Raw genomic sequence first — 19,840 nt, forward strand, 5'->3', positions numbered from 1 at the left:
AGCCGCCACGCCCCTCGAAGCCGCCGTCGCGCCAATGCCGGTGGTGATGCCAGCGGTCCCACGGCCCCCGCGGCGGCGGCGGGCGATCCCAGCCGGGTCCGCGCCGGAAGGGCGGCGGGCCATCATCGCCATAATAGCCCTGGGCCGATGCTGCGCCCGTGCCGGCCCATAGGCTCAGCAAGGCGGCTGCGGACAACAGCAGCCGGGTCGAACGTGTCATGTGATCCTCCTGTTGTGTTGATCATCCTGGCGCGCCGCGCCTGAACGCTTCCTGTCGGCAACAAGCAGCCGCGGTTCATGTTCCGGCCCGCCATCGCGTCGCATGATCGCCGGGGAGGCGATTTGCGATGGGGGAGGCCCATGGCCTCGCGGGCCGCAAGTGGTAAGGTCGCGCCGCTCCTTCGCATTGGAATAATGAGGAACTTGATGCCCGATACGCGTCGACCGCCCGCGCGCTCCCCCGTGGGATCGCTGGTGTTGATCGCGGCGATCGTCGGCGGCAGCGCGGCCGCCTTCGCCTATACGGGCGGTTGGCTGTCGCCCGACCGTTTGTCGCCGCAGAAGCTTCTGACCGCCATGGCGCCGCCGACCGGCGCGGTTCCCGGGCATCGCCGCAACCATTCGAAGGGGATCTGCTTCACCGGCAGCTTCGAGGCCAACGGGCAAGGGGCGCAGCTGTCCCGGGCGCCGATGCTGGCCGCGGGCCGTTATCCCGTGGTGGGCCGCTTCAACTATGGCACGCCCGATCCCAACGCCGACGACAAGACCAGCCGCGTGCGCGGCATCGGCCTCCAGATCACGGCACCGGACGGGTCGCAATGGCGCAGCGCCATGATCAGCCCGCCGTTCTTCCCCGTTTCGACGCCCGACGCCTTCTACGCCCTGCTGACGGCATCCGGCAGCAAGGACCCGGATGCCATGAAGGGGTTTGCGGCCGCCCATCCGGAGATCGCCAATTTCGGCGCCTGGGCCAAGTCGGCCCCCTGGACGCCGTCCTATGCCGAAAACCGCTTCAACGGCCTGAACAGCTTCATCTTCACCGACGCATCCGGCACGGACCGGACGGTGCGCTGGTCGCTGATCCCTGCCGCGGCCGCGGAATCGATCGCCCCGGACGACCTCGCCAAGCGTGGCCCCAACGCGCTCGAGGATGAGATCATGCAGCGCGTCGCCGCTGGGCCGCAACGCTGGACGCTCAGCGTGCAGGTGGCCAATCCGGGCGATCCCACGGTCGACCCGAGCAAGGCCTGGCCCGACGACCGGCGCACCGTCGAGGTCGGCACGTTGGTGGCCGATAAAATCGAGCCCGAGCCCGACGGGCCGTGCCGCGACATCAACTACGACCCTACCATCCTGCCGTCCGGCATGCGCACCTCGGACGACCCGTTCCCGGCGGCACGCTCGGCCGCCTATCGGGTGTCCTTCGACCGGCGCACGGCCGAGGCCAAGGATTATCCCCGCACCGCTCCCGAGGCCAAGCCATGACTACCACGGCACGTCAGCACTTCACACCCCTGCAGCGCGCGCTGCATTGGGCGATGGCCGTCTGCATCATCGCCATGCTGTTCATCGGCGTCGGCATGGTGTCGACGATCGCGCCGAATTACCTGACGCTGATCGACATCCACAAGCCGCTCGGGATCGCCATTCTGTTGCTGGCCCTCGTGCGGCTCGCCGTGCGGCTGCGGGTCGGCGCCCCTGCCCTGCCGCGTGACCTGCCGGAGCCGATGAAGCTCGCGGCCCACCTGTCGCATTATGCCCTTTACGGCCTGATGATCGGCATGCCGCTTGTCGGTTGGGCCATGGTGTCGTCGGGCGGCTACCCGGTGACGATCCTCGGCGGATTGCGGCTGCCGGCGCTGGTGGGCCAGAACGACGGCCTGCACGCCACCCTGCAGACCCTGCACGTCGATGGAGCCTTCGTGTTCTTTGCGCTGATCCTGGTGCATCTCGCGGCCGGGCTTTTCCATGCCCTGGTGCGGCGCGACGGCGTGTTCGAGGCCATGGCCCCGGGACCTGTCAACGACCGGGTCGTGACCCAGGCCGAGTGAGCCGCCCCTGAGGCCTGAGGTGCCGTCAAGCGCCTTCGTGGTGCATGAAGGGTTAGGGTTAACCTCGCGTTAGTGATTTGGCGGCATCGTCGTGCCGTTCCGGATCATCGACGCGAGGAGGCTCCCGATGGCACTGACCGTGTCCAGCAACGGCGGCAACAGCCTGGCCGACTTGTTGCGCCAGGCCCGCCAAGCCAAGCCGACGGACGAGACCACGGCCGCCAGCGATCTGCCGACCGGCGCCACGCAGCGCTCGACCCCACGGTCGGGGTTCGACAGCACCGGCAGCGGCACCGCCCAGGTGGCGGCGGCCCTCACGGTCTACCTATCGAAGACGGGCGGCCCTGCGGAGAACGAAACCGCCGCTCCGGCAGCAACAAGCCAGGCGTCCCGGTCGAGCGCCTCCGAACTGCTTCGGGCGCTCGATGCTTATTCCTGGGCCGCCACTTCGGCCGCCTGAGCGTCAGCGCACCACCGGAGCCACCCCGCCCTGGGCGGCCGCAAAGGCCCCCTCGACGAGATCGCGGAACAACAACCGGGCCGGATCGACGGGGCCTGGCATCGCCAGCCGCCCCGCCGGCACCCGCGTGAACCCGAAGCGCCGGTAATAGGCTTCATCCCCGACCAGGATCACGGCGCCATGCCCTGCGGCCGCGGCGGCGTCCAGCGAGCGGCGCACCAGCGCCGCCCCGATGCCGCGCGACCGGAAGGCGGGATCCACCGTCAGCGGGCCGAGCAGCAGCGCCGGCACCGGGCCGCAGCGCACCCGCGTCATGCGGTTGGCGCCCACAAGAAGCGTGCTGATGCGGGCCACGAAGGACAGCGCTGGATCGGCCGCGGCCGTTTCGCGGATGCGGTAGGCGGTCCGGGCGTAGCGCCCGGGCCCGAAGGCACGCTCGCTCAGCCGCTCCACGGCGGCCGCATCGACGGGAGCCTCCGGCGACACCACCACGGACAAGTTCATCGGATCGTCGGCCATCGATCGGTTCCCAGGGCGTTTCGGGGCCGCGCGCCCCCTACGGGGTTTCTAGAGGCTGGCTGTGCAAAGTGGAATCCACTTCACCCGAGCGGAGGGCCGCCCAGCCACGGAAACCTCGCGCGTGTCGGCGCGAGACGCCCGACGGACACACCGGCCGCACGCCGCATCGCAGCTTTTCCCGCCCGGCTCGCCACCAAACACGCGAAACCGGGTTGCAAAGGCCCGCACGACCTTCTAACACTCCCTCACGGTCGCCGCATCGGGGTCTCCCCCCGCCGGCTGATCCAATGCGCGCTCGTAGCTCAGCTGGATAGAGCACCAGACTACGAATCTGGGGGTCAGGAGTTCGAATCTCTTCGAGCGCGCCATTTGGATCAACCACTTAGACGTCCTTTCGGGTCAGGGTTGCTTCCGGTCATAGTGATATCGGAAGCATATCGGAAGCAGCCTGTCGGTTGCCTTCCCGTGAACATTCGCGAAGCCCATGAGCTAGTCGGCTCCAGGATCGAGCTCTATAGGCCGGCCTGCGCTCAGGTAGACAAACTGCCTAAGGTCTTCCCATAGGACCAGAGTGCAGCCATCAATCTTGAACGAGGCGACCCTCTTGTCGCGCACGAGGCGCCACATCTTGTCTCGCGACACGCCGATGATCTCGCCAGCATCGTCGATGCGGACCGATATCGGATCGAATCGCTTGGTGGCCGGGATCGTCGTGCGTGAGGTCGACAGCTCGGCAGGGAGGGTGCGGGGCTTGCTCATAGGCGATCTCTGGCTTTTGACGTTTGGACCCTGGCCTTCTGAAAGTGACCGCTTCAGCCTAGTCCAGCGAGAAGATCGCGATGGTGAGCGCCAGGGCGAGAAGGGCGGCGGTCACGTCTGCACTCCGTAGATCGCACAGGTAGGCGTCGGGTCGGCCGTCTTGGCGATCATTGAGCAACCGCTATCGAAGGAAGAGCCTCGACGAATGCCTGAAGGGCATCCCAGCGAATTAGGGTCCGTCCGTCGAGCTTGGTTGCAGTGATGCGCCCATCCCGCACGAGTTCTTTCATCTTGGTGGTGCCGATGCCGATGGATTGTGCGGCCCGGGGAATGCTCACTAAGAGCGGCCGGAAGTCGATGCCCCTCGGCTGACCTTCGGCCTCATGCGCCCGCGTTTCCGGTGTCGGTCCAATGCCGATGGACTGCGCGGCCTCGCCCAAGTCAACGGCGAAAGGACGCCGTTGGCAGGGAGCTTGGTTTGTAGGTTTCAGCACGACGGTGGGCGCGGGCGGGGCTCTGGTTGATTTCGGCTTCCCTGACTTGGTTTTCATCCTGCGCTCCATCAGTGCAGCCTTTCGGGTCGACGGGTGTCGCACCGATCCCGACACATGCATGACGCGCACGCCTCTAAACCTTCACTCGGAAGCGACGCCGCATTGGCGGAACCCACTTTCGAGCGCAACTCCCCTAACGCGCTTAAATGGTCATCCTGTTGGGCGCTGAGCGGGACAAGCCCACACCGGTGCTGGACGGCCAAGGCTATCCATTGCCGGTCGAGCTCGGCCGCAAACGGGCTGCGGGTGGCGTCAGGCAACGCAGCCTCCATTGGCCCAAGGGAGGAACCCGTCATAGGCCTGAACCTGCTCGCACATGCCATCCATGTCGGCGATGCCCGCTTCCGCGCAATCGTGTTCCCGATCGGCGCCATCTTCGTCGTCCACATCCGGCTCGCGGCCGTCGTGGTCGTCCTCCAGGTCGTTGCGCCCGCCCCTGCCCCACTGCGCCTGACTGCACGCGCGATCAATACGGGCCCAAGCCCAGCCGTAGCCCATGACGTGCTCTTGCGCGCCGAGACTGGGCTCCCAGTCTGCAGGATCGTGCTCACCTGAGTCGAGCGGGTCGGCCTCAAGGTCGAGCCCTGGCGCGCTCTGGTGCCAGTGTGTGCCGCATGTGCGGAGGCCCGGCTCGTTTGCCCCGAGGCAGGGCTCCAGGTCCGCGTCCGGCGTGATCGCGTCTAGGTACTCGATCAGCGCGTCGACGCCGGCCTGCATGGTCTCGCGCTGGTGCCTTGTCATGAAAGCGTGGGGCAGAGGGCCGGCGTCGAGGATGGCCAGCAACTCGGCGCGGCTGTCCGGTAATAAGCCACCCGAGGGCAGCGCCTCGGCTAATAAGGGACGGGCAGGCACGGGTGTGCTATTGACGTGGATAGCCATTGCGAAAGCTCCATTTTCGTTGTGGTCAGGGCTGGACTGGAAGTTCCCGCTTCCGTCTGGCCCGGTTTTTACGTATACGGAATAGATGGCGCCTGTGTCAATTCCTGTAGACGAAAAAAGAAGAGGCCGCCCCCCTGGGGCGACATTTGAAGCGCCCGTTCCGGTTCGTCTGACTTCAACTCAGAAGACAGCTCTCGATGCCTATACGGCACAACAGCCCGAACCGAAGCCCTCCCGCTCAGAGATGATCCGCAAGATCCTTGAGGACCGGCTCGTGCACGAGGGGTTGATCGGGCCGGGTCCGGATGTTGGGACGCGGACTTGAAGCTCCATATGGCGCAGCGATCCACCCAGCTTGGCGGGAGCGTGTGAAACCTAATCCATAGTGGCAACTTTAAGCCCTATGGATTCGCCTCAAGCCTCGCCTGCACCCTGTGCACTCGTCGTCGATGACGACGATATGCTTCGCATGGACATCGCCGAGATGCTGGAAAGTGTGGGGTTTTGCACCCTGCAGGCCGAAGACGGAGACGCAGCGATTGAGGTGTTGGAAAATCATCATCTCGACGTCGTGCTGATGTTCTCCGACGTCGAGATGCCGGGCTCGCGCGACGGTTTCGCCCTGGCCCGAGAGGTCGCTGTGAAGTGGGCCAACATCTCGATCGTGGTGGCGTCGGGGAGGATCAAGCCAGGCGACGGCGACCTGCCCGAAGGCGCCCACTTCATCGGCAAGCCGTTCAGCGCCGAAGTAGTGCACGGCCATTTGCGAGAGATCCTGCCGGACGAACAGAAGCCGGCTCCGTTGCAGAACTGACGTTTGGTTCGGAATGGCCGATATGCGAAGGGCTTTTGCGCGTCTGCGGCACGCCTGCGTCATGGAAGCGCGCCGGCTAATCGACAACGTTGGCGACGTTCATCAAAAATACCGCACCCCATGAAATGCAAAGCCGTACATCAAGATGGCGGTTGAATTGGCGCGCGCCCTTCCCCACAATGGGCACACTGTAGATTGTGTAATGGCGTCGAGTGAGGGAGGCGAAATTGACGGCGTACACGCATTTCGTCACGGGATACCAAGTTCCCGAGCAAACGGCACAAGCGCACCCCATCGCGCGAAAGAGCAAGCTTGAGCCGCGGCGTGTGACGGTTCGCAAGACGCCTGAGGAAATGACCGACGACGTACTGCGTCGTTACCCTCGCGTGATGGCGCGCCTTGCCGAGTGAACCTGCCTGGCTCTCGGCAGATGACGCCATAAGGATCAACCGCAAAGCGGTCGCAGACACAGGCGAGAATCACGCCCTGCTGAATTTGGGCCTGCTGGAAAGCGCAATTGGTCGAGCCCGCAACCTGTTCCTCTATGACCAGGATGCGGATCTCGTCGACATGGCCGTGGCGCTTCTGCTTGGTATCGCGCGCAACCATCCCTTCGAGCAGGGGAACAAGCGCACCGGCTTCGTTGCCGCACAGCTTTTCTTGGACTGGAACGGCTACGCGCTCGAGACGCCGGATCTGGTCGCGTTTGCCGATACGGTCATCCGCACGTTGACCGACAAGAGCCTCGACGGGCCATTCGCAGAAATCGTCCGGCTCTACTGCATTCCACACGACTTGATCCGATGAGGCCCGTAACGCTTCGTTGACGCTCTCGTCACGTCATGTAGCTTCGCGACCGGCGTGGGTGGTTACCGCCTTGGAGCTGATTTGATGCCTATGCGATTTGCAAGCGCTGCGCTGGCGGTGGGGATGATCAGTTCAGGAGGTGTAAGCCACGCGCTTGCTTCGCCGTTCTCGATCACTATTGGAGCTGGCACAGGCGCCGATGGAGGTCTCAGTGTAACGCTTGCCGGCGACACGCTGAGCAGCAGTGGTAGGCTTCAATTTAGCGAGACTGAGCAGACCAACGATTTGATTGACTTCATTTCGACCAGCTTCACGGACACGTCGGCGAACTTCACCCGATCGGACTACACATCAGGGCCTGGGTTCCTAGGCACGACAAACTCAGCCGTTTTCACGGTGTTTGACCCCACCTTCAACTACTCCGTCGCTGACATGAACGGCCCGTCAGTAGACCGGACCGGCTACAGTTTCAGCTTTACTCTGTACCAGTACATAGCTTCAACGGACTACGCGCCACCTGGGACGATCGTGGGCTACGACTCATCTTCGGTGGGCACCACCGTTCTTGGGTCGGTTTATGACACCCAGTCGCAAACGACGACTGCCACAGGCAATCCACTCTCGCCCGTCCCGCTTCCCGCTTCGGCACCCCTATTCGGCGCTGCCCTGCTTGGCCTCGGCGCTCTAAGCTACGGCATGAAGCGCCGCAGCCTGCCACGGGCGGCCTGATAGAGCCTAAGGAGATATCGCGGAACACTACCCGTGATGCTACCGCTCGACCACGGGATCGAGACGGTGACATCGCGGGTGCCGTGCGGCGGCGTAAGTTACGCCTGCGCTGGTGCAACGACCCTGTCGTTCGGCTTCAGGTAGGGCGTCAGTGTGTAAGTGGCCAGTCCTGCCAAGAGCGAGGCTTGCAACCTGTATACCCTTGATATTTCTATGTTCAAGCTATACGGGTATTCGACAATATTCACCGAGGTCGCCCCAGAGGGGGTCAAGGTTACAGCGGTGCCGTCTACTAACGGCGCCCAGGTAAGACCAAAATCTCTGGAGCGCATAACCGTCACGCTGCCGGCAGCACTCTCCGCAAACGTTACGCCTATCGAGCACATGCCGGCAGGCAGAAAGGCAAACGTCTCCGACGTTCCATTGCCAGTGAGCGTGCCGGACCAAGCTTCTAGAACGCCGGTACGAAGCCAGATAAGGTTGGGTATTTTCAACATCTCATAATCTTTCTACAAATTCGGCTGCATTTACAGGCCGAGCGCCTGGAAATTGACCGGCAAAGCTTCCAGGTCCGGAGAGTAACGAACAGCTTCCATCAAGCTCAGGTATCCGTGTATTCCCCATTGAGAATAGGGTGACATAAAGTCATTTGGACTTGTGACTGTGTCTAAGTTGGATGCGACCGCTCTTTGCCCGGTTGTGTAAATAAAAGACCGGTAACTAATGCTTGGTGCGCTAGAAAATGGATTGCCTAGTCTGTCGACGATTGAAACAACGTCCGCGTATTCTGCGCAGATGTCTCGGTCGAAGAACTCGATAAACAGCCCGCCACGACGGCGCTTTGCAGCCGCCGGAACTGATAGTTTAGCAAAAGTGTTGTAGTGACATCGTTTGTAAAGGACGATGTTTCCGACTAAGTCGCTGTCTTTCACGGGTGTCTGAAGCAACGCCTTGTAAGCGTTAAGCTGTGATTGGCTATACCTGACGCCATCAAATTGCTGCGGGCAAACAATATTTGCCCATACCTGAGGCGTTAATGATCCGACATCGCCCGAACAGGCGTACTTTATCGACCCTGCGGACAGATTGCACTCAATGCGCCATGACGCATCCTTGTCGTACTCATGCATGCGGTAGTTTGCACTGGCACCTAAGGTCGATACTTGGGATAAAATAGAACCATCTATAAGAGAAGTTAGAGGGCTGTACACGCTCCCGTCAGTGGACCTAGTTATGGTCACTGTTCCAGTGAGGGGCGACGGATAGGTTAGCTGAACGGTTCCCCAGCTATGGACGGATCGATGATCGAAATCGGGGATATTTGTGTAATCGGGATATGGAGTAAAGCTCGGGGAAACACTATTGCCGCTCAGGACACCTTGCAGGGGCAACGCGGGCGGGGTGGTGAGATAGATCGGAGCCATTATTCTTTGATCCTGTTGCGATGAATGTCAGGGAGCGCCGCCTTGCGAGCGGGTCGGGGAGGGGTGGTGCAGTCGCGGCTGGGAGGTCCGGTGCGGTCTAATCGGTGGTGATCCGCCGGCTACTCGTCTCGCCGGGAAACGTGCGGGGCGACGCCAGCATTCGGCATTGAGGCGCCAGTCGAAGGCTTGGCCACGGCGTTGGTCACGATGCCCTGAAAGCCGACCTTTGCGAGCAACTCGGGGGAGGCCTGCACGTCGACCCGGATCGTGCCGCCCGTGGTGACGCTCACGTCGCTCGACACTTTGCCGGTCACGTCGACCGTCTGCATGCCGTCACGTTGAGCCTGCGGGCGGATGTCGAGCGGGGCGCCGATCGTAGGCTGATTGCCCGGTAGCCGCGCATAGGCACGCCCGCGCGCCCCCTCGGGGTCCTGCCGGAAATCCAAGGCGCCGCGACGGGCCCGCTCGTCAATCGCCTGCCGTTCGCCCCCGAGGTACGGGTCATTGATCGGCGGGGCGGCCAGGGCTGCGTGCCAGCCAGCGCCACGCGCCATCGTCTTCGCGCGAGCCCGGATTGATGGCTCGTTGCCTTCGTCCAGGTTGTCGTCGCTGAAAGGCAGGATCGTGCGGAGGCCGAGCCGGTCGCGAATGCTACGCACCACGTTACCGGCCGCGACGGCCGCGGCGTGCCCTTCTGCGAATCGCTTCTCGTCGAAGGCCTTGCGCTCCTCGGGGCTCATCTTGGAGTAGTCGTAGGCCTCCATGAGGGTCGGCGCGGCGCCGATCGCGGCGGCCGCTAGGCGACCGGCCCCGAGCCCGAGCTTCTTGCCGCCCCCAGGGCCAGCTTCGCCCGGCATGCCGCCTCCGGGCCCGCCATGGCCCGGCATGCCAACCTCCATCAAGTGCGCCGCCGCAGCGTCGAGCGCCGTGGCCGAGCCTTTCAGCCCGAAGCCTCCGCTGAGAAGGTTGAAGCCTTTGATGGCGCCCCAGGCCGCCGCCGCAGCGCCGCCGGCCGCCGCGAGCTGATGGATCTGCGGGGTTGCCTCGGCGAAGGCCTGGAGCGCGCCCGTGGCGATGTTGGTGGCATCCGTCATCAGGCCGCCCTTGCCGCCGCCATCGAGCGAGCGGCCGATCGCGGTCTCGGCCACCATGATAGAGGCCTGAAGCTTCTGGACGGCGCCGTTGAACCCCTCCATGCGGGCATCAGCGACGGTCTTGCCGAACCCCTGCGAATGATGCTGAAGCTCGTCGAGGACGTGGGCGAAATACTTGGGATCGCCGAGGGCTGCGAAGATGCGGCCGCCTTGTTTCGACCCGAAGATGGCATTGGCCAGCGCCGGGTTTTTGGACATGCCGGTCATGATGGCCGTCATCAGCCCATCCGTGTCGATGCTCTTGACGCTGGCATCGCGGTAGTTGCGCGCAAGTCCTGCGATCTTACCTTTCGACTTGGCGTCGTCGCCGCCGAGCACGTTGCCGAGCACCTCGCGCATGGCCGGCATGAAAGCCGTCGCGTTGCCGATCAGCGCCTTGTTGGTGAAAATCTTCTCGATCGCGGCGGTGGCCTTCTGGTCGAGCTTCACGCCGTAGTTCTTGGCGACGGAGTCGACGAATCCGCCCGTATCGAGCCGGTCTGGCATCCGCTGGTAGCTGTTGTAGTTGATGCCCGACGCCCGCATGGCGATCTGGGCACCGGCCGTGGGTGTCATCAGGTTCTTGGCCAAGGCGCGGAACGCGACGCCCGACTCGTCGCCGCCCATGTTGCTCTTCTTGGAGATGGCCGCGAAAGCGAGCATCTGTTCCTCGGAGAGGTGGGCCATTTGAGCCGGCGCGGCAGCATACTTGTAGGCCGCGACCACGTCCTCGTAGTCCATGCCGCTGATCTTCGACGCCTTGGTCTGCAGGTCGGCCGTGCGCTGGGCCGAAGCCATGGCCGCCTCGGGGGTCGAGGTGTCCTTCTTGAAGCCAAGCAAGGCGCCCTCGAGCGCTTTCACGCCCTCCGGCATGCTCTTGTCGAAAACCTGCCCGAGCTGCGCCGCGATCGGCGTAAAGGCCATGACCTGGTCGCGGTTGTACCCACGCGCCGCGAGCTCGCGTTGCGACTCCAGCCACTGGATATCGTTGAAGCGCGAATTGGCGCCCCCTCGGATGGCCTGCCGGACCAAGGGCTCTTGCTGCTCATCCGTCAGGCCCATGACGACCTTGCCGTATCGGCGCTCCTTATCGAACTCGGCGTAGCGTTCGATCACCTGGTGCCCGACGTGGCCGACCTCATGGCCGATGTACATGCCGGCCAGTCCGGCGAGCGTGCTGTCACCATGACCGCCGCGCCGCGACACCTGCGCTTGGGCGGCCATCTGCTTCGCGCGAGCGGCACCCTGTTCGACCTGTCGCCGCTCGACCATCACCTGCCGCTCGAGCGCGGCGGTGGTCGCCTCCACCTTGCCTCTCAGGGCCACCTCGGCGGCGCCGGCTCTTTCTGCCGAAATGCTCAACCCCGACAAGGCGGAGCGGGCCTCCAGGGTGGCGGTGGCGCGACGGCGGTATTGCTCGATTGCCCGACCTTCGGCCGCCTGGAGCCGCTCCAGGTCTGCCGTCGCGCGTTTGGTCGGCGCCGACATGGCTTCGATGGCCGCCTTCGCTTCGGTCACCTTGCGGCGCGCGTCGTCGGCCGTGCCGCGCGCAAGCGCGGATGTCGACTTGGCCGTGTTGTATTTGTCGATGGCCTTGAGCTGCGCCTCGGCCTTTTGCAGCGTGCCCGCCAGCTTCTCAAACTCGGGGCTGATCTTCGCCGCTTTGCCCATAGCATCGAGCTTGCGCCCGATGTTCTCGAACATGGCGGCGACACCGGCGTCCTTGCCGGTGAGGACGACTTCGCTTTCCAGAATAGCCATCGATCAGCCTCGGGTTTCGCGTTTCAGGCGCGCGTGTTCGGCCTCGTCCTCCGCGCGGGCCTCGCTGGCCAGCCGATGGCAGAACACGAGGTCGGGCACGCTCATGCTCAGGGCGTCGGGGAAGGAGAGGCGGCCGGCTCGCCAGACGAGGTCGGCGACGACGTCGTGGAGCCCTCGGTCGCCGCGACGTCTCGCCGGAAAAAACCGATCAGCCACTCCCGCAGCTTCCGCCCGTCGTTGAGGGTCAGGTGGTCCAAGAGGAGGAAGCTCTTCGGCGATACGAGGCAGCGCTCGATGTACTTGAAAACGGTCGCGTCGATCACGACCGGCATGCCGCGGCCGTTGTCCTCGACATAGGTGACGACCTCGCCGCACTCGCGATAATCGCTGTAAAGCGGATCGCGGAGGATGATCTCCGTCAGCACGTTGGTGCCGTCGAGGATTGGCTCCTCGAGCTTGATGGTGGTGCGCTTGCGTTCGGACATGGTCAGGCCTCGAGGCTGGTGGGGAAGTGATGGAAGGCGGAAGTCGCCATGCGGCGGCCCTCGTCGCGAAGGCGCTCGAACTCGGCACGGCTGAGACGCGCGGACCCGGACAGCACGATGGTGCCGGGCGGCAGGCTTCGCGGCAGGCCCTTGCGGACGGCGTCGAGCTTGCGCCCGATTGCGGCGGCCTTGGCCGTCATGGCAGGCGTCGGCGCGCGGCGGGCAGCCGCGTTCATTCGGGCCAGGGCGTGCGCCCTGTTCGCTTCGGATGAGATCATGGTGAGATCTTTCGGCTGGGGATAGGTGCCGGGTCGTGCTGCCCTTAACCGCTGGTGATCCGAGGATCGCGGGGCACGGAGGACAGCTGCGGCTCTTGGACGGACCCGGCGGCGCCCTCAAGGAGGCCCCGCATTCTTGGTCGAGCCGTGAGGCTCGGAAACGGTGTGGATCGGCGGCTCAGGCGGTCGCGTGCTGGCCTGCGAACCGCTCGGCATAGTAGGTCGGAGACTGGATGAAACTCTGGGCCGCGGCGCCATAGCTCTGGCCGATCAGCGCCGCATGGCTTTCCAGCCCAAGGCGCCACATCAGCATGAATGTCTGCTCCGGCAGCGGCTCCAGGTCGAACCGGAGCACACCGCAGATGGCGTCGAAGGTCGATACGATCTCGGCCGGGTCGGTGATGCCGTCGAGCGGCTGGTCCGGATGGTGGATGATCGCGACGAACATGCTGCGAAGGGTCGCGAAGTCCTCGGCCGCTGCGGCGGCTCTGGCGGTGGCCATGGTGAGCATGGGTTAGGTCCCGGCTGCGGCGAGGGCAGCCTTGGCGGCAGCGACCGCGGCATCGGCCTTCTTCAGGTTTCCGCGCGTCATGCTCCACGGCATTGATGAAGTGTCCGGCAGGTCGTCCGGCTTAGGCGCCATGATGCTGTTGGTCAGCGGCGCGAGCGCGTCGACGAGTTGCTGCACAAGGGCGCGGGACTCGGAATCGAGGGTCATAGGTCAGGCTCTCCGGTAGAGGTTCGGGGATGGCGTCAGCGCGCGGCGGCGGGTGCCGGCCGGGCCGTGCATGCGAGCGATCTGCCGAGCGAGCATGCTGGGCGGCTTGCGGCGGAGCACCAGCCACAGGCATTGCTCGACGACGATCTCGATAGGGGTGTGAGCCGCGAGGTATTGCGGCACCAGGTCTTCACAGCGGGCCAGAGCGCAGACGTGGCGCACCTCGGCCTCATGGGCGCTCTGATAGGGGTCTGGACAGAACGGGATCAGGGTGCCCATCAGCGGCCGGTCGTTTCGTCGAGCTTGGTGCAGGACTTGGAGCCGGGCTTCTTGTCGCTTCGCTCGGCCGCGTCCCGCTTCATAGGCGCGGGCCCACATGGTTCGCCGCTGCTGGTGGGCCGCTTGTTGTCGACAACTGTCTCGGCGTCGATGTCTGCCATGGCGTCGAGGACCGCAACGCGGACCTGCTGCACTGTCATACGACCAGAGAGCGCCGTCTCGCGGAATTCGGTCGTCAGCTTCGGGCAGTCGTGCCCGAAGGCCAAGAGGGCGTTGACGGCCGACACTATGTCGAGGCGTTCGCGGGCCTCGGCGAGGGTGACGCCCTCCCGGATCAGGATGGCGGTCATCTGCGGCTGATCGGCGGCGGCACACGCTTCGGCGATGAGGGCGAATTCGTCGCGAGCGTGCATCGAACCCCATCCTGGTTCAGCGACGGCCCCCGGCGGCGCGGCCAGGAGCGAAGGGCGAAGCGCCGAACTTGCTCGGGCGCTGGCCGAGTGGCTGAGATTTGGTAGCGGGCGACGGCTGCTCGGGCGGGAACGGCACCACCTCGCCGATCAGCTCGAAGGCAACACGAAGCGGGCGATCCACCTTCGCAGGCTTGGCGACCGCTGCGGCTTCGATGTCAGCAAGGGCAGTCAGCACGGCGTCGGGCTCGGCGGCTCCGGTCATCATCCGGGACAACGCGGGCGAGATGCCTGCCGGGAAGCTTTCGCCCCAGAGCATGCGCTCGCTGCAAAGCTCGGGAAGTTGCAGGGCAGCAGCGAGCGGCATCGGCTGCGTGCCGCTGACCGGATCGCGAGAGGTGATTTTGCGATAGCGTCGACGGCGATAGATGGCCTGGGACTCGCCCTGGCTCATGTCCCCGCCATCGTAGGGGCCACGCTTGCCCCATCCATTGCCGCAGGCATAGATTTCGTCTTGGAACGTCTCCTCGACCGGCTGCATGAGGTCGAGGCGGCTCCACAGTTCGACGACCTCCTCGCTGACGATCTCGCGCCGCAGCCCTGGCACGCCTCGCGCCACCATTTCGGGGTCGGCGATCGGGTCGGCCCCAGCCGGCAATTCGGCATTCGCGGCGGCAACGGTGCGCTGTGCGCAGGCGAGTTGGCCGAGGATGCCGAGGATCGTGAGGCAGGCCCGCGGATACTCCTTGGCCAGGACCGCGGCAGCGGCGGCGCTGGCTTCGGTGGCAGCCTGGTGCAAGAGCTTGCGGCGGGCGTCCTCGTCCGTGGCGAGCGCGGCGACGTGGCGGCGCTCGGCCTCGAGGCGGAGGGCGGTGGCGTCGTCGGCCGTGGTGCGAGCGTCGAACAGCGCGGCGCGCTTCTTCTGCCGATCCGCGTCGCTGTCGAGCACGCCGGCCTCGAACTTGGCGCCCGCGGCCTCGACGGCGGTATGGGCCTCGGTCTCTGCCTTGCGCACTTGGTCGAGGGCCGCGGCGAGTTGGGCGGTGGTGGCGGCCGGCTTCTTGAGCACGGCGCGGATCGAGTCGAGCGTGATGGTGGGCATGGGTAATCCTTGGTGGTGATGGAGGATGCGAACCTGCAAACCGCAGGAGGTTCGCGGGTTCGCGGCAGGGTTCGCAGGGGTGTGCAGGCACCTCACAGAGGCGCGGAAGGCTCTGCCGGCCCCGTCACGGCCACGCTGCGAACCTCGAAAAATCAGGCCAGAACTAGCGGCCTTCCGCGCCCACTTATTCCCGCAGCGGGCCGACGCCCGGGAAAGGACCCGTGGTCCAGGTAGGGGGTGGGGGTATCCACTGCCTCGCCCTGGGGTTGTGGTCGCTGACGTGCCGGGGTGCTGCCGTCAGGCGGCCGGAGGCAGCTCGGGGTCGGCCAAGGCCGGCAGGTCGACGAGCGCCACCACATCGATCCGGCAGGCAAGGCGAATGCTCAGGGTCTTGCCCTCCGGCACTTCGATCTCCTCCGTCTCGCCGCCGAGAACGCGCGCTCCGCTGAAGCTTGACCATTGATGGTCCCGCACCTCGGGAGGCGAGAGCGAGAACTGGATCTCGCTCGTCGGCTTGACCTGCACACGCGCCGGCCCGCCGGCAAGCTTCTGCCATGCCGTGAACAGCTTCAATTCGCTCATGGTGATGTCCTTGGTGATGGATGAGGACGGCGGGTCCTCTGCCGATCCTGGCGCCTGTTATCGCATCGACGGCAGGTAACAGGTGGTGACAGGTTACAGGGCAGGTAACAGGTCAGGTGACAACAACATCAGAGACTTAGCTGTTACCTGTTACCCTGTGACCGGGTTTTCGATGGTGCATTCTACCGAAGGGTCGTGCTCCATATGACCCGTGCCCGCGCCGATCGCGCAAAGGGACCCGCGACCGATGGGTGCCCCTCGGGGGTATGTCGCCGCTCGCCGCCGTGCCCCACCTCCATGGCGTAGCTCAAGCAAGGGAGAACGCGATGGCGTTCAAGGTCGGTGACGTGGTGCGGCTCAAGTCAGGCGGCCCGCTGATGACAGTTCAAGTCGCGGCCGCTGCCGGAGGATATGAATGTGCTTGGTTCAACCGGAGCGATGGCACGTACACGCTCGCATGGAATGCGTTCGTAGAAGCCACGCTTCAGCCTTATCCGAAAGAGGCTGAGACTGGCGCACAGCACTTCGGGGAAGGCGACGACGATCTGTGACGGGACAAGCGAGACAAACCGAGACATTTGTCCCGGATGTCGCGTGAGGAGAGCGAGACAAGCGGGACATAGCATCTAAAGGATGCTGTCCCGTTGTCCTGTCCTGTCCCGCTGCCCGGCCCGTCACTCCGGCTTCACGAACCACAGCAGGTCTTGGCCGTCGAGCTCACGGGATGCGATCAGGGCCTTTCTCACCGCCTCGTCCATGAAGCGCCGGAACGCCTTGCGCCTCGTACCGGCATCCTCGGCGCGGACGTCGAGGCGAATGGCTCGGAATTTACGGTCACGCGGGCGCACCTTCGGGTTTGCGGGCGGATGCTTCGCGGGCCAGCACCCAGTCGCTCAGGGTGGCGCGACGCGACAGGATGGCCTTGCCCTCGCGCCAGTGCGGCAGGCGGCCAGCCTCCACAAGCGTGTAGACCTGTCGTTCCGTGATGCCGAGGTGGCGGGCGATGCGCGGCGCGCCGTACAGGATATCGCCCGCGGGCACAGTCTGCGCCATGGCTGAAGCTCTCGGAAGTGTGGAAGGTATGGGAGGTACGGAGCCAAACAAAAGCCCGGACGCCGGGGGATCTCCCAGGCCGGGCGCATGTCGTCTTGCGGAGGTGTCGGACTTAGGTGGAGCGGCCTCGGGGGTCGCAATCCTGGGTTGTCCAATACGGACATACTCCCCTAGAGTACCAACGATGTCAAGCGGTCGTTCCTGATGCGCTCGCCCCGCCTTCTGGCGGGCGCGCAAGCGTATAGGGGTATGGGGAGAGAGAAGGCAGGGCGTGCGAAGGCGTTCGAAGGGCGTTCGAAAGGGTTTTTGGGGTCGTGCGAAGGGTCGTTCGAACCCCGTTCGAACCCCGTTCGAAGGGCGTTCGAAGGCTGTCATGCGCGTGCGAGCTTCCGGTAACGCCGGCTCGGCGGGCCGTACTCAACCACCTGGATGGTTTTGGTCGCGAACAGGCGGTTCATGGCCGAAGTGAAGGCGGCCTTGCTGATGCCCCCTGCCCGCGGATCGCGGGCGAAGACCGCCGGCGCGTAGGTTACGGATGGTGTATGGCTGACAGGTCGGCGCTCAGCCTCATGCGCATCCAGCAGCTCAAGAAACACCTGATCGGCCCTGTCCTTGGCTGCCATCGCGCTGAAGCTGGACGCCCGGCCTTCTGTGCTGACGAACACGCCGGCCTGCCACCGCACCCGAATCTCACTGCCCGTCTGCCCATAGTTTGCTTTGAGCAGCCGAAGCACGCGGGCGTCGGGATCGGGCTCAGACCCGTCGTCGCCCTTCACCCGCTCAAAATACAGCCGGGACCGCACGGAGTTGTTCCAGGCCGTCGATCCTGACAGTCCCGAGCCGCTCGACATGCCTGACAAGGACGGGTGCGCCAACAACACCAGGGCAAGCTTGTGCTGCACGGCCAGACCGCGAAGCAACCCAACGAACTGTCTAGCCTGCGTGCGCTGGTTTTCGTCGCCAGCAAAAAGGTCGCTGAGTGTGTCGAGCACGACGAGAGCCGGGCTGTGCACCCGGACGTGCTCGCGAATAGCCTCGAGCAGTGCCGTCGGCTTTACGATGTTGCTCCGAGCATCAAAGGCTCCAAGCACGGCATCCTCGCCGGCCAGGGATACCAAGTTGAGCCCGACGACGTCCTCGAAGGCCGTCCCGGTCTCGGCCAGGATCGCGTCGAGCCGCCGGTGCACCTCGTCGAGATCGTCCTCGGCCGTCAGAAACAGCACCGGCCCTTGTCGCACCTCGCGGCCGATCCAGGTCGTTCCGAGCGCGGTCGCAGCGGCGAGCTGCTCCGCCAGGAGGCTCTTGCCCGTGCCGCCGTCACCGCCCAACAGCGTGACGGTGCCGACCGGGATCATGCCCTGCACATGCCAGAGCCGTGGCGGGATCTCGCGACCGGCAAGGGACGCGGCATCGACGATCGGCAGCTTGCGCGGCGGTGGCTTCGATGGTTCGCGCTCGTTTCGCCACCACTCACCAGGGAGGTCGGGAGGATTCTCGACGAGATTGGCCGGGCGGTACTGCTCCATCATGCCGCCTCGCGATCTGGTTGGCGCCTGCCCTGCGGCACGACGATGGTTTGCCGCTCCGTGAGCGCCTGACGAGCGCGCATGATCTCGCACGCATGTGCATCGTCCTCGGCCGCGATCCGCGGTGCGGGCAGGTCCAGCAGCCATCGTGCGCCAACCGACGGATCGAGGATCACGGCCCCGTTGCACCCGGCCTGAAGCCAGGCCAGAGGCGTGCGATGCAGATGCAGAGCGCCGCCGAAGCTGTAGGTCGCGCCATTGATCGCGTGTGCCATGCCGAGTGCCGGGGCGAACCCGCTGAGCGTCCACCAATGCGCTGGCTGCTCGACGGGCCACGCCACGACGTCGAGCACCGTTTCGGCATCCTCGGCCAGGGCCTCGCACCAGGCCGCAATTGCGGCGCCCTCCCGTGGCTCGAAGGTTCGGCCGTGCGGCTCCACCTCGGCAAGGAACACGCCGCCGCAGGCCGGCACGGTCGCGGCAAAGTCGATGCCATACTCGCGGCAATAAGCGATGCTGGGCTGCGATGCCTCGACGAGGTCGGCATAGGCGAGGAGGAGATCCGGCCTCACGCTGCCCCCCCGTTCTGCCCGTCGCGCTCCTCAATCCGCTCGACCAGCCGCGCGCGGTAGACCCGCCCAGCCCATTCGACCGCCAGCGGACGGATTTGCGCCGGGGTCTCCCGCCTGACCTTAGACAGAAGGCGGCGGCGCATGCCGTTGTAGATCACCCGGGCCAATTCGAGATCACGAGCCGCCAAAGGGCCCGCCACCGCGAAGGCACGATCGGCGAAGCGCATCGCCGTGATGATGAGTTCTTCGCTGATGCCGTGGGCCGCATACTCCACGGCCTGCCGGAGTGTTTCGCGCTGCTGGCGCACTTGGGAGAGGTCAATGACCGTCATGGCCGCCCTCGCAGGATCCCAGCCAAGCCGATGAGCGCCGCCTCGGCGCGGCCGTCGTCCATAGCCCGGGCGAACACGTCGGCTTTCCTAGGCCAACGCCGCACTGCCGCCGCGCGGGCAAGGTCCTTCAACCCCTTGCCGGCCGGGATGCCGACGATGCGCTTCCACTGAGGCGGCGTCAGGTAAGCCGCGCCAACACCAAGGACCGCGAGAGTGGACTCGACCGTGCCTTTCGCAGCCCCGAACGCGAACGCCGCCTTGCTCCCATCGGTGGGCCGCGGTCCAACGAACTCGATGTAGGCGGAGGACGGCTGCCACTGCCGCATTATCTTGGCGAGCAGCGGCGCCGAGATGCTGGGCCGACACGCGGGCCCGTCCGGCAGGGTCGGCAGGTCGGCGACGTCCAGGAGATCGCCCTCGGCCGTGAGAAGCGCCACTGCGCCTGTGCGACCGATGTCGACGCCGAGGATGCAGGAGGCGCCGCTCATGCGCACCCCCAATGGTTGGCAGCTGCGACGGCTCCAGCCGCTGCCGTGCTGATCCGGGCACGGCGAGCAAGCCACGCGATAGGATCTTGATGAGCGAGGGGCGGTGCGATATTCTCTCGGTCGTC

The 19,840-nt window shown here is 65.2% G+C and carries 28 protein-coding genes, 1 tRNA gene and 1 pseudogene; 9 read left to right on the forward strand and 21 right to left on the reverse strand.

Going from position 1 to position 19,840, the window contains the following annotated elements; all coding sequences use genetic code 11:
- A pseudogene (locus P7D22_RS04640) lies at nt 1-220 on the reverse strand (hypothetical protein); the annotation flags it as partial.
- Between the two features lie 206 nt (nt 221-426).
- Between P7D22_RS04640 and P7D22_RS04645 the strand changes: the two are divergent.
- The 3 genes from P7D22_RS04645 (at nt 427) to P7D22_RS04655 (ending at nt 2,511) form a co-directional block, all read left to right on the forward strand.
- A complete protein-coding gene (locus tag P7D22_RS04645; protein WP_319933050.1) occupies nt 427-1,485 on the forward strand; it encodes a catalase family peroxidase in 1,059 nt (352 codons plus the stop codon).
- Nucleotides 1,482-2,051 carry a cytochrome b gene (locus P7D22_RS04650; RefSeq protein ID WP_319933051.1) on the forward strand — a complete coding sequence of 190 codons (570 nt, stop codon included), beginning with the start codon at nt 1,482-1,484 and terminating at the stop codon, nt 2,049-2,051. Before P7D22_RS04645 ends, P7D22_RS04650 begins: the two co-directional genes overlap by 4 nt.
- Nucleotides 2,052-2,178: 127 nt before the next feature.
- Entirely contained in the window at nt 2,179-2,511 is a 333-nt protein-coding gene (locus P7D22_RS04655; protein ID WP_319933052.1) for a hypothetical protein, read from the forward strand.
- Nucleotides 2,512-2,514: 3 nt separating this feature from the next.
- On the opposite strand, the gene P7D22_RS04660 is transcribed toward P7D22_RS04655, so the two are convergent.
- On the reverse strand, nt 2,515-3,030 hold the full coding sequence (locus P7D22_RS04660; protein ID WP_319933053.1) for a GNAT family N-acetyltransferase: 516 nt from the start codon (nt 3,028-3,030) through the stop codon (nt 2,515-2,517).
- 291 nt (nt 3,031-3,321) lie between these two features.
- On the opposite strand from P7D22_RS04660, the gene P7D22_RS04665 reads away from it, so the two are divergent.
- Nucleotides 3,322-3,398 (forward strand) — tRNA-Arg (locus tag P7D22_RS04665).
- A gap of 121 nt (nt 3,399-3,519) precedes the next feature.
- Here P7D22_RS04665 and P7D22_RS04670 read toward each other — a convergent pair.
- The 3 genes from P7D22_RS04670 to P7D22_RS04680 all read right to left on the reverse strand — a co-directional run bounded on the left by P7D22_RS04670 (nt 3,520) and on the right by P7D22_RS04680 (nt 5,222).
- On the reverse strand, nt 3,520-3,789 hold the full coding sequence (locus P7D22_RS04670) for a hypothetical protein (protein ID WP_319933054.1): 270 nt from the start codon (nt 3,787-3,789) through the stop codon (nt 3,520-3,522).
- A 167-nt stretch (nt 3,790-3,956) separates the two neighbouring features.
- Nucleotides 3,957-4,340, reverse strand: a complete 384-nt coding sequence (locus P7D22_RS04675; protein WP_319933055.1) for a hypothetical protein — start codon at nt 4,338-4,340, stop codon at nt 3,957-3,959.
- A gap of 255 nt (nt 4,341-4,595) precedes the next feature.
- Nucleotides 4,596-5,222 (reverse strand): hypothetical protein, encoded by a 627-nt coding sequence (locus tag P7D22_RS04680; protein WP_319933056.1) that lies wholly within the window; start codon nt 5,220-5,222, stop codon nt 4,596-4,598.
- Between the two features lie 403 nt (nt 5,223-5,625).
- Here P7D22_RS04680 and P7D22_RS04685 point away from each other — a divergent pair, with 403 nt between their 5' ends.
- The 4 genes from P7D22_RS04685 to P7D22_RS04700 all read left to right on the forward strand — a co-directional run bounded on the left by P7D22_RS04685 (nt 5,626) and on the right by P7D22_RS04700 (nt 7,572).
- A complete protein-coding gene (locus tag P7D22_RS04685) occupies nt 5,626-6,036 on the forward strand; it encodes a response regulator (protein WP_319933057.1) in 411 nt (136 codons plus the stop codon).
- A 227-nt stretch (nt 6,037-6,263) separates the two neighbouring features.
- Entirely contained in the window at nt 6,264-6,446 is a 183-nt protein-coding gene (locus tag P7D22_RS04690) for a hypothetical protein (RefSeq protein WP_319933058.1), read from the forward strand.
- Entirely contained in the window at nt 6,436-6,843 is a 408-nt protein-coding gene (locus tag P7D22_RS04695) for a type II toxin-antitoxin system death-on-curing family toxin (protein WP_319933059.1), read from the forward strand. The genes P7D22_RS04690 and P7D22_RS04695 overlap by 11 nt, the downstream gene beginning before the upstream one ends.
- A gap of 84 nt (nt 6,844-6,927) precedes the next feature.
- The gene (locus tag P7D22_RS04700; protein WP_319933060.1) at nt 6,928-7,572 is read left to right on the forward strand and encodes a hypothetical protein; all 645 of its coding nucleotides are present in this window, start codon (nt 6,928-6,930) and stop codon (nt 7,570-7,572) included.
- Nucleotides 7,573-8,099: 527 nt separating this feature from the next.
- Here P7D22_RS04700 and P7D22_RS04705 read toward each other — a convergent pair.
- The 10 genes from P7D22_RS04705 to P7D22_RS04750 all read right to left on the reverse strand — a co-directional run bounded on the left by P7D22_RS04705 (nt 8,100) and on the right by P7D22_RS04750 (nt 15,744).
- Nucleotides 8,100-8,996, reverse strand: coding sequence for a DUF5758 domain-containing protein (locus P7D22_RS04705; RefSeq protein WP_319933061.1), 897 nt, complete (start codon nt 8,994-8,996; stop codon nt 8,100-8,102).
- A gap of 119 nt (nt 8,997-9,115) precedes the next feature.
- Nucleotides 9,116-11,890, reverse strand: a complete 2,775-nt coding sequence (locus P7D22_RS04710; protein ID WP_319933062.1) for a phage tail tape measure protein — start codon at nt 11,888-11,890, stop codon at nt 9,116-9,118.
- Between the two features lie 107 nt (nt 11,891-11,997).
- Nucleotides 11,998-12,375, reverse strand: a complete 378-nt coding sequence (locus tag P7D22_RS04715) for a hypothetical protein (protein WP_319933063.1) — start codon at nt 12,373-12,375, stop codon at nt 11,998-12,000.
- 2 nt (nt 12,376-12,377) lie between these two features.
- Nucleotides 12,378-12,653 carry a hypothetical protein gene (locus tag P7D22_RS04720; protein ID WP_319933064.1) on the reverse strand — a complete coding sequence of 92 codons (276 nt, stop codon included), beginning with the start codon at nt 12,651-12,653 and terminating at the stop codon, nt 12,378-12,380.
- A 178-nt stretch (nt 12,654-12,831) separates the two neighbouring features.
- Nucleotides 12,832-13,164, reverse strand: coding sequence for a hypothetical protein (locus tag P7D22_RS04725; RefSeq protein WP_319933065.1), 333 nt, complete (start codon nt 13,162-13,164; stop codon nt 12,832-12,834).
- A 3-nt stretch (nt 13,165-13,167) separates the two neighbouring features.
- Complete coding sequence (locus P7D22_RS04730; RefSeq protein ID WP_319933066.1) at nt 13,168-13,371, reverse strand: hypothetical protein; 204 nt, start codon at nt 13,369-13,371, stop codon at nt 13,168-13,170.
- A gap of 3 nt (nt 13,372-13,374) precedes the next feature.
- Complete coding sequence (locus tag P7D22_RS04735; protein ID WP_319933067.1) at nt 13,375-13,650, reverse strand: hypothetical protein; 276 nt, start codon at nt 13,648-13,650, stop codon at nt 13,375-13,377.
- On the reverse strand, nt 13,650-14,000 hold the full coding sequence (locus tag P7D22_RS04740) for a hypothetical protein (RefSeq protein ID WP_319933068.1): 351 nt from the start codon (nt 13,998-14,000) through the stop codon (nt 13,650-13,652). The genes P7D22_RS04735 and P7D22_RS04740 overlap by 1 nt, the downstream gene beginning before the upstream one ends.
- A gap of 79 nt (nt 14,001-14,079) precedes the next feature.
- Nucleotides 14,080-15,162 (reverse strand): hypothetical protein, encoded by a 1,083-nt coding sequence (locus tag P7D22_RS04745; RefSeq protein ID WP_319933069.1) that lies wholly within the window; start codon nt 15,160-15,162, stop codon nt 14,080-14,082.
- 297 nt (nt 15,163-15,459) lie between these two features.
- A complete protein-coding gene (locus tag P7D22_RS04750) occupies nt 15,460-15,744 on the reverse strand; it encodes a hypothetical protein (protein WP_319933070.1) in 285 nt (94 codons plus the stop codon).
- Between the two features lie 326 nt (nt 15,745-16,070).
- On the opposite strand from P7D22_RS04750, the gene P7D22_RS04755 reads away from it, so the two are divergent.
- On the forward strand, nt 16,071-16,295 hold the full coding sequence (locus tag P7D22_RS04755) for a YodC family protein (protein ID WP_319933071.1): 225 nt from the start codon (nt 16,071-16,073) through the stop codon (nt 16,293-16,295).
- Between the two features lie 123 nt (nt 16,296-16,418).
- Here the strand turns inward: P7D22_RS04755 and P7D22_RS04760 are convergent, their stop codons facing one another.
- From P7D22_RS04760 to P7D22_RS04785, 6 genes are all read right to left on the reverse strand, one after another.
- On the reverse strand, nt 16,419-16,592 hold the full coding sequence (locus tag P7D22_RS04760) for a hypothetical protein (protein WP_319933072.1): 174 nt from the start codon (nt 16,590-16,592) through the stop codon (nt 16,419-16,421).
- Nucleotides 16,579-16,797 carry a helix-turn-helix domain-containing protein gene (locus P7D22_RS04765; protein WP_319933073.1) on the reverse strand — a complete coding sequence of 73 codons (219 nt, stop codon included), beginning with the start codon at nt 16,795-16,797 and terminating at the stop codon, nt 16,579-16,581. The genes P7D22_RS04760 and P7D22_RS04765 overlap by 14 nt, the downstream gene beginning before the upstream one ends.
- A 371-nt stretch (nt 16,798-17,168) precedes the next feature.
- The gene (locus P7D22_RS04770) at nt 17,169-18,326 is read right to left on the reverse strand and encodes an AAA family ATPase (RefSeq protein WP_319933074.1); all 1,158 of its coding nucleotides are present in this window, start codon (nt 18,324-18,326) and stop codon (nt 17,169-17,171) included.
- Nucleotides 18,323-18,895 carry a hypothetical protein gene (locus P7D22_RS04775; protein ID WP_319933075.1) on the reverse strand — a complete coding sequence of 191 codons (573 nt, stop codon included), beginning with the start codon at nt 18,893-18,895 and terminating at the stop codon, nt 18,323-18,325. Before P7D22_RS04775 ends, P7D22_RS04770 begins: the two co-directional genes overlap by 4 nt.
- On the reverse strand, nt 18,892-19,227 hold the full coding sequence (locus P7D22_RS04780; RefSeq protein ID WP_319933076.1) for a hypothetical protein: 336 nt from the start codon (nt 19,225-19,227) through the stop codon (nt 18,892-18,894). Before P7D22_RS04780 ends, P7D22_RS04775 begins: the two co-directional genes overlap by 4 nt.
- Complete coding sequence (locus P7D22_RS04785) at nt 19,224-19,715, reverse strand: hypothetical protein (RefSeq protein ID WP_319933077.1); 492 nt, start codon at nt 19,713-19,715, stop codon at nt 19,224-19,226. The genes P7D22_RS04780 and P7D22_RS04785 overlap by 4 nt, the downstream gene beginning before the upstream one ends.
- Nucleotides 19,716-19,840: the final 125 nt, after the last annotated feature.

Source organism: Lichenihabitans sp. Uapishka_5 (assembly GCF_033947565.1).
In the GTDB taxonomy this organism is placed as follows: domain Bacteria; phylum Pseudomonadota; class Alphaproteobacteria; order Rhizobiales; family Beijerinckiaceae; genus Lichenihabitans.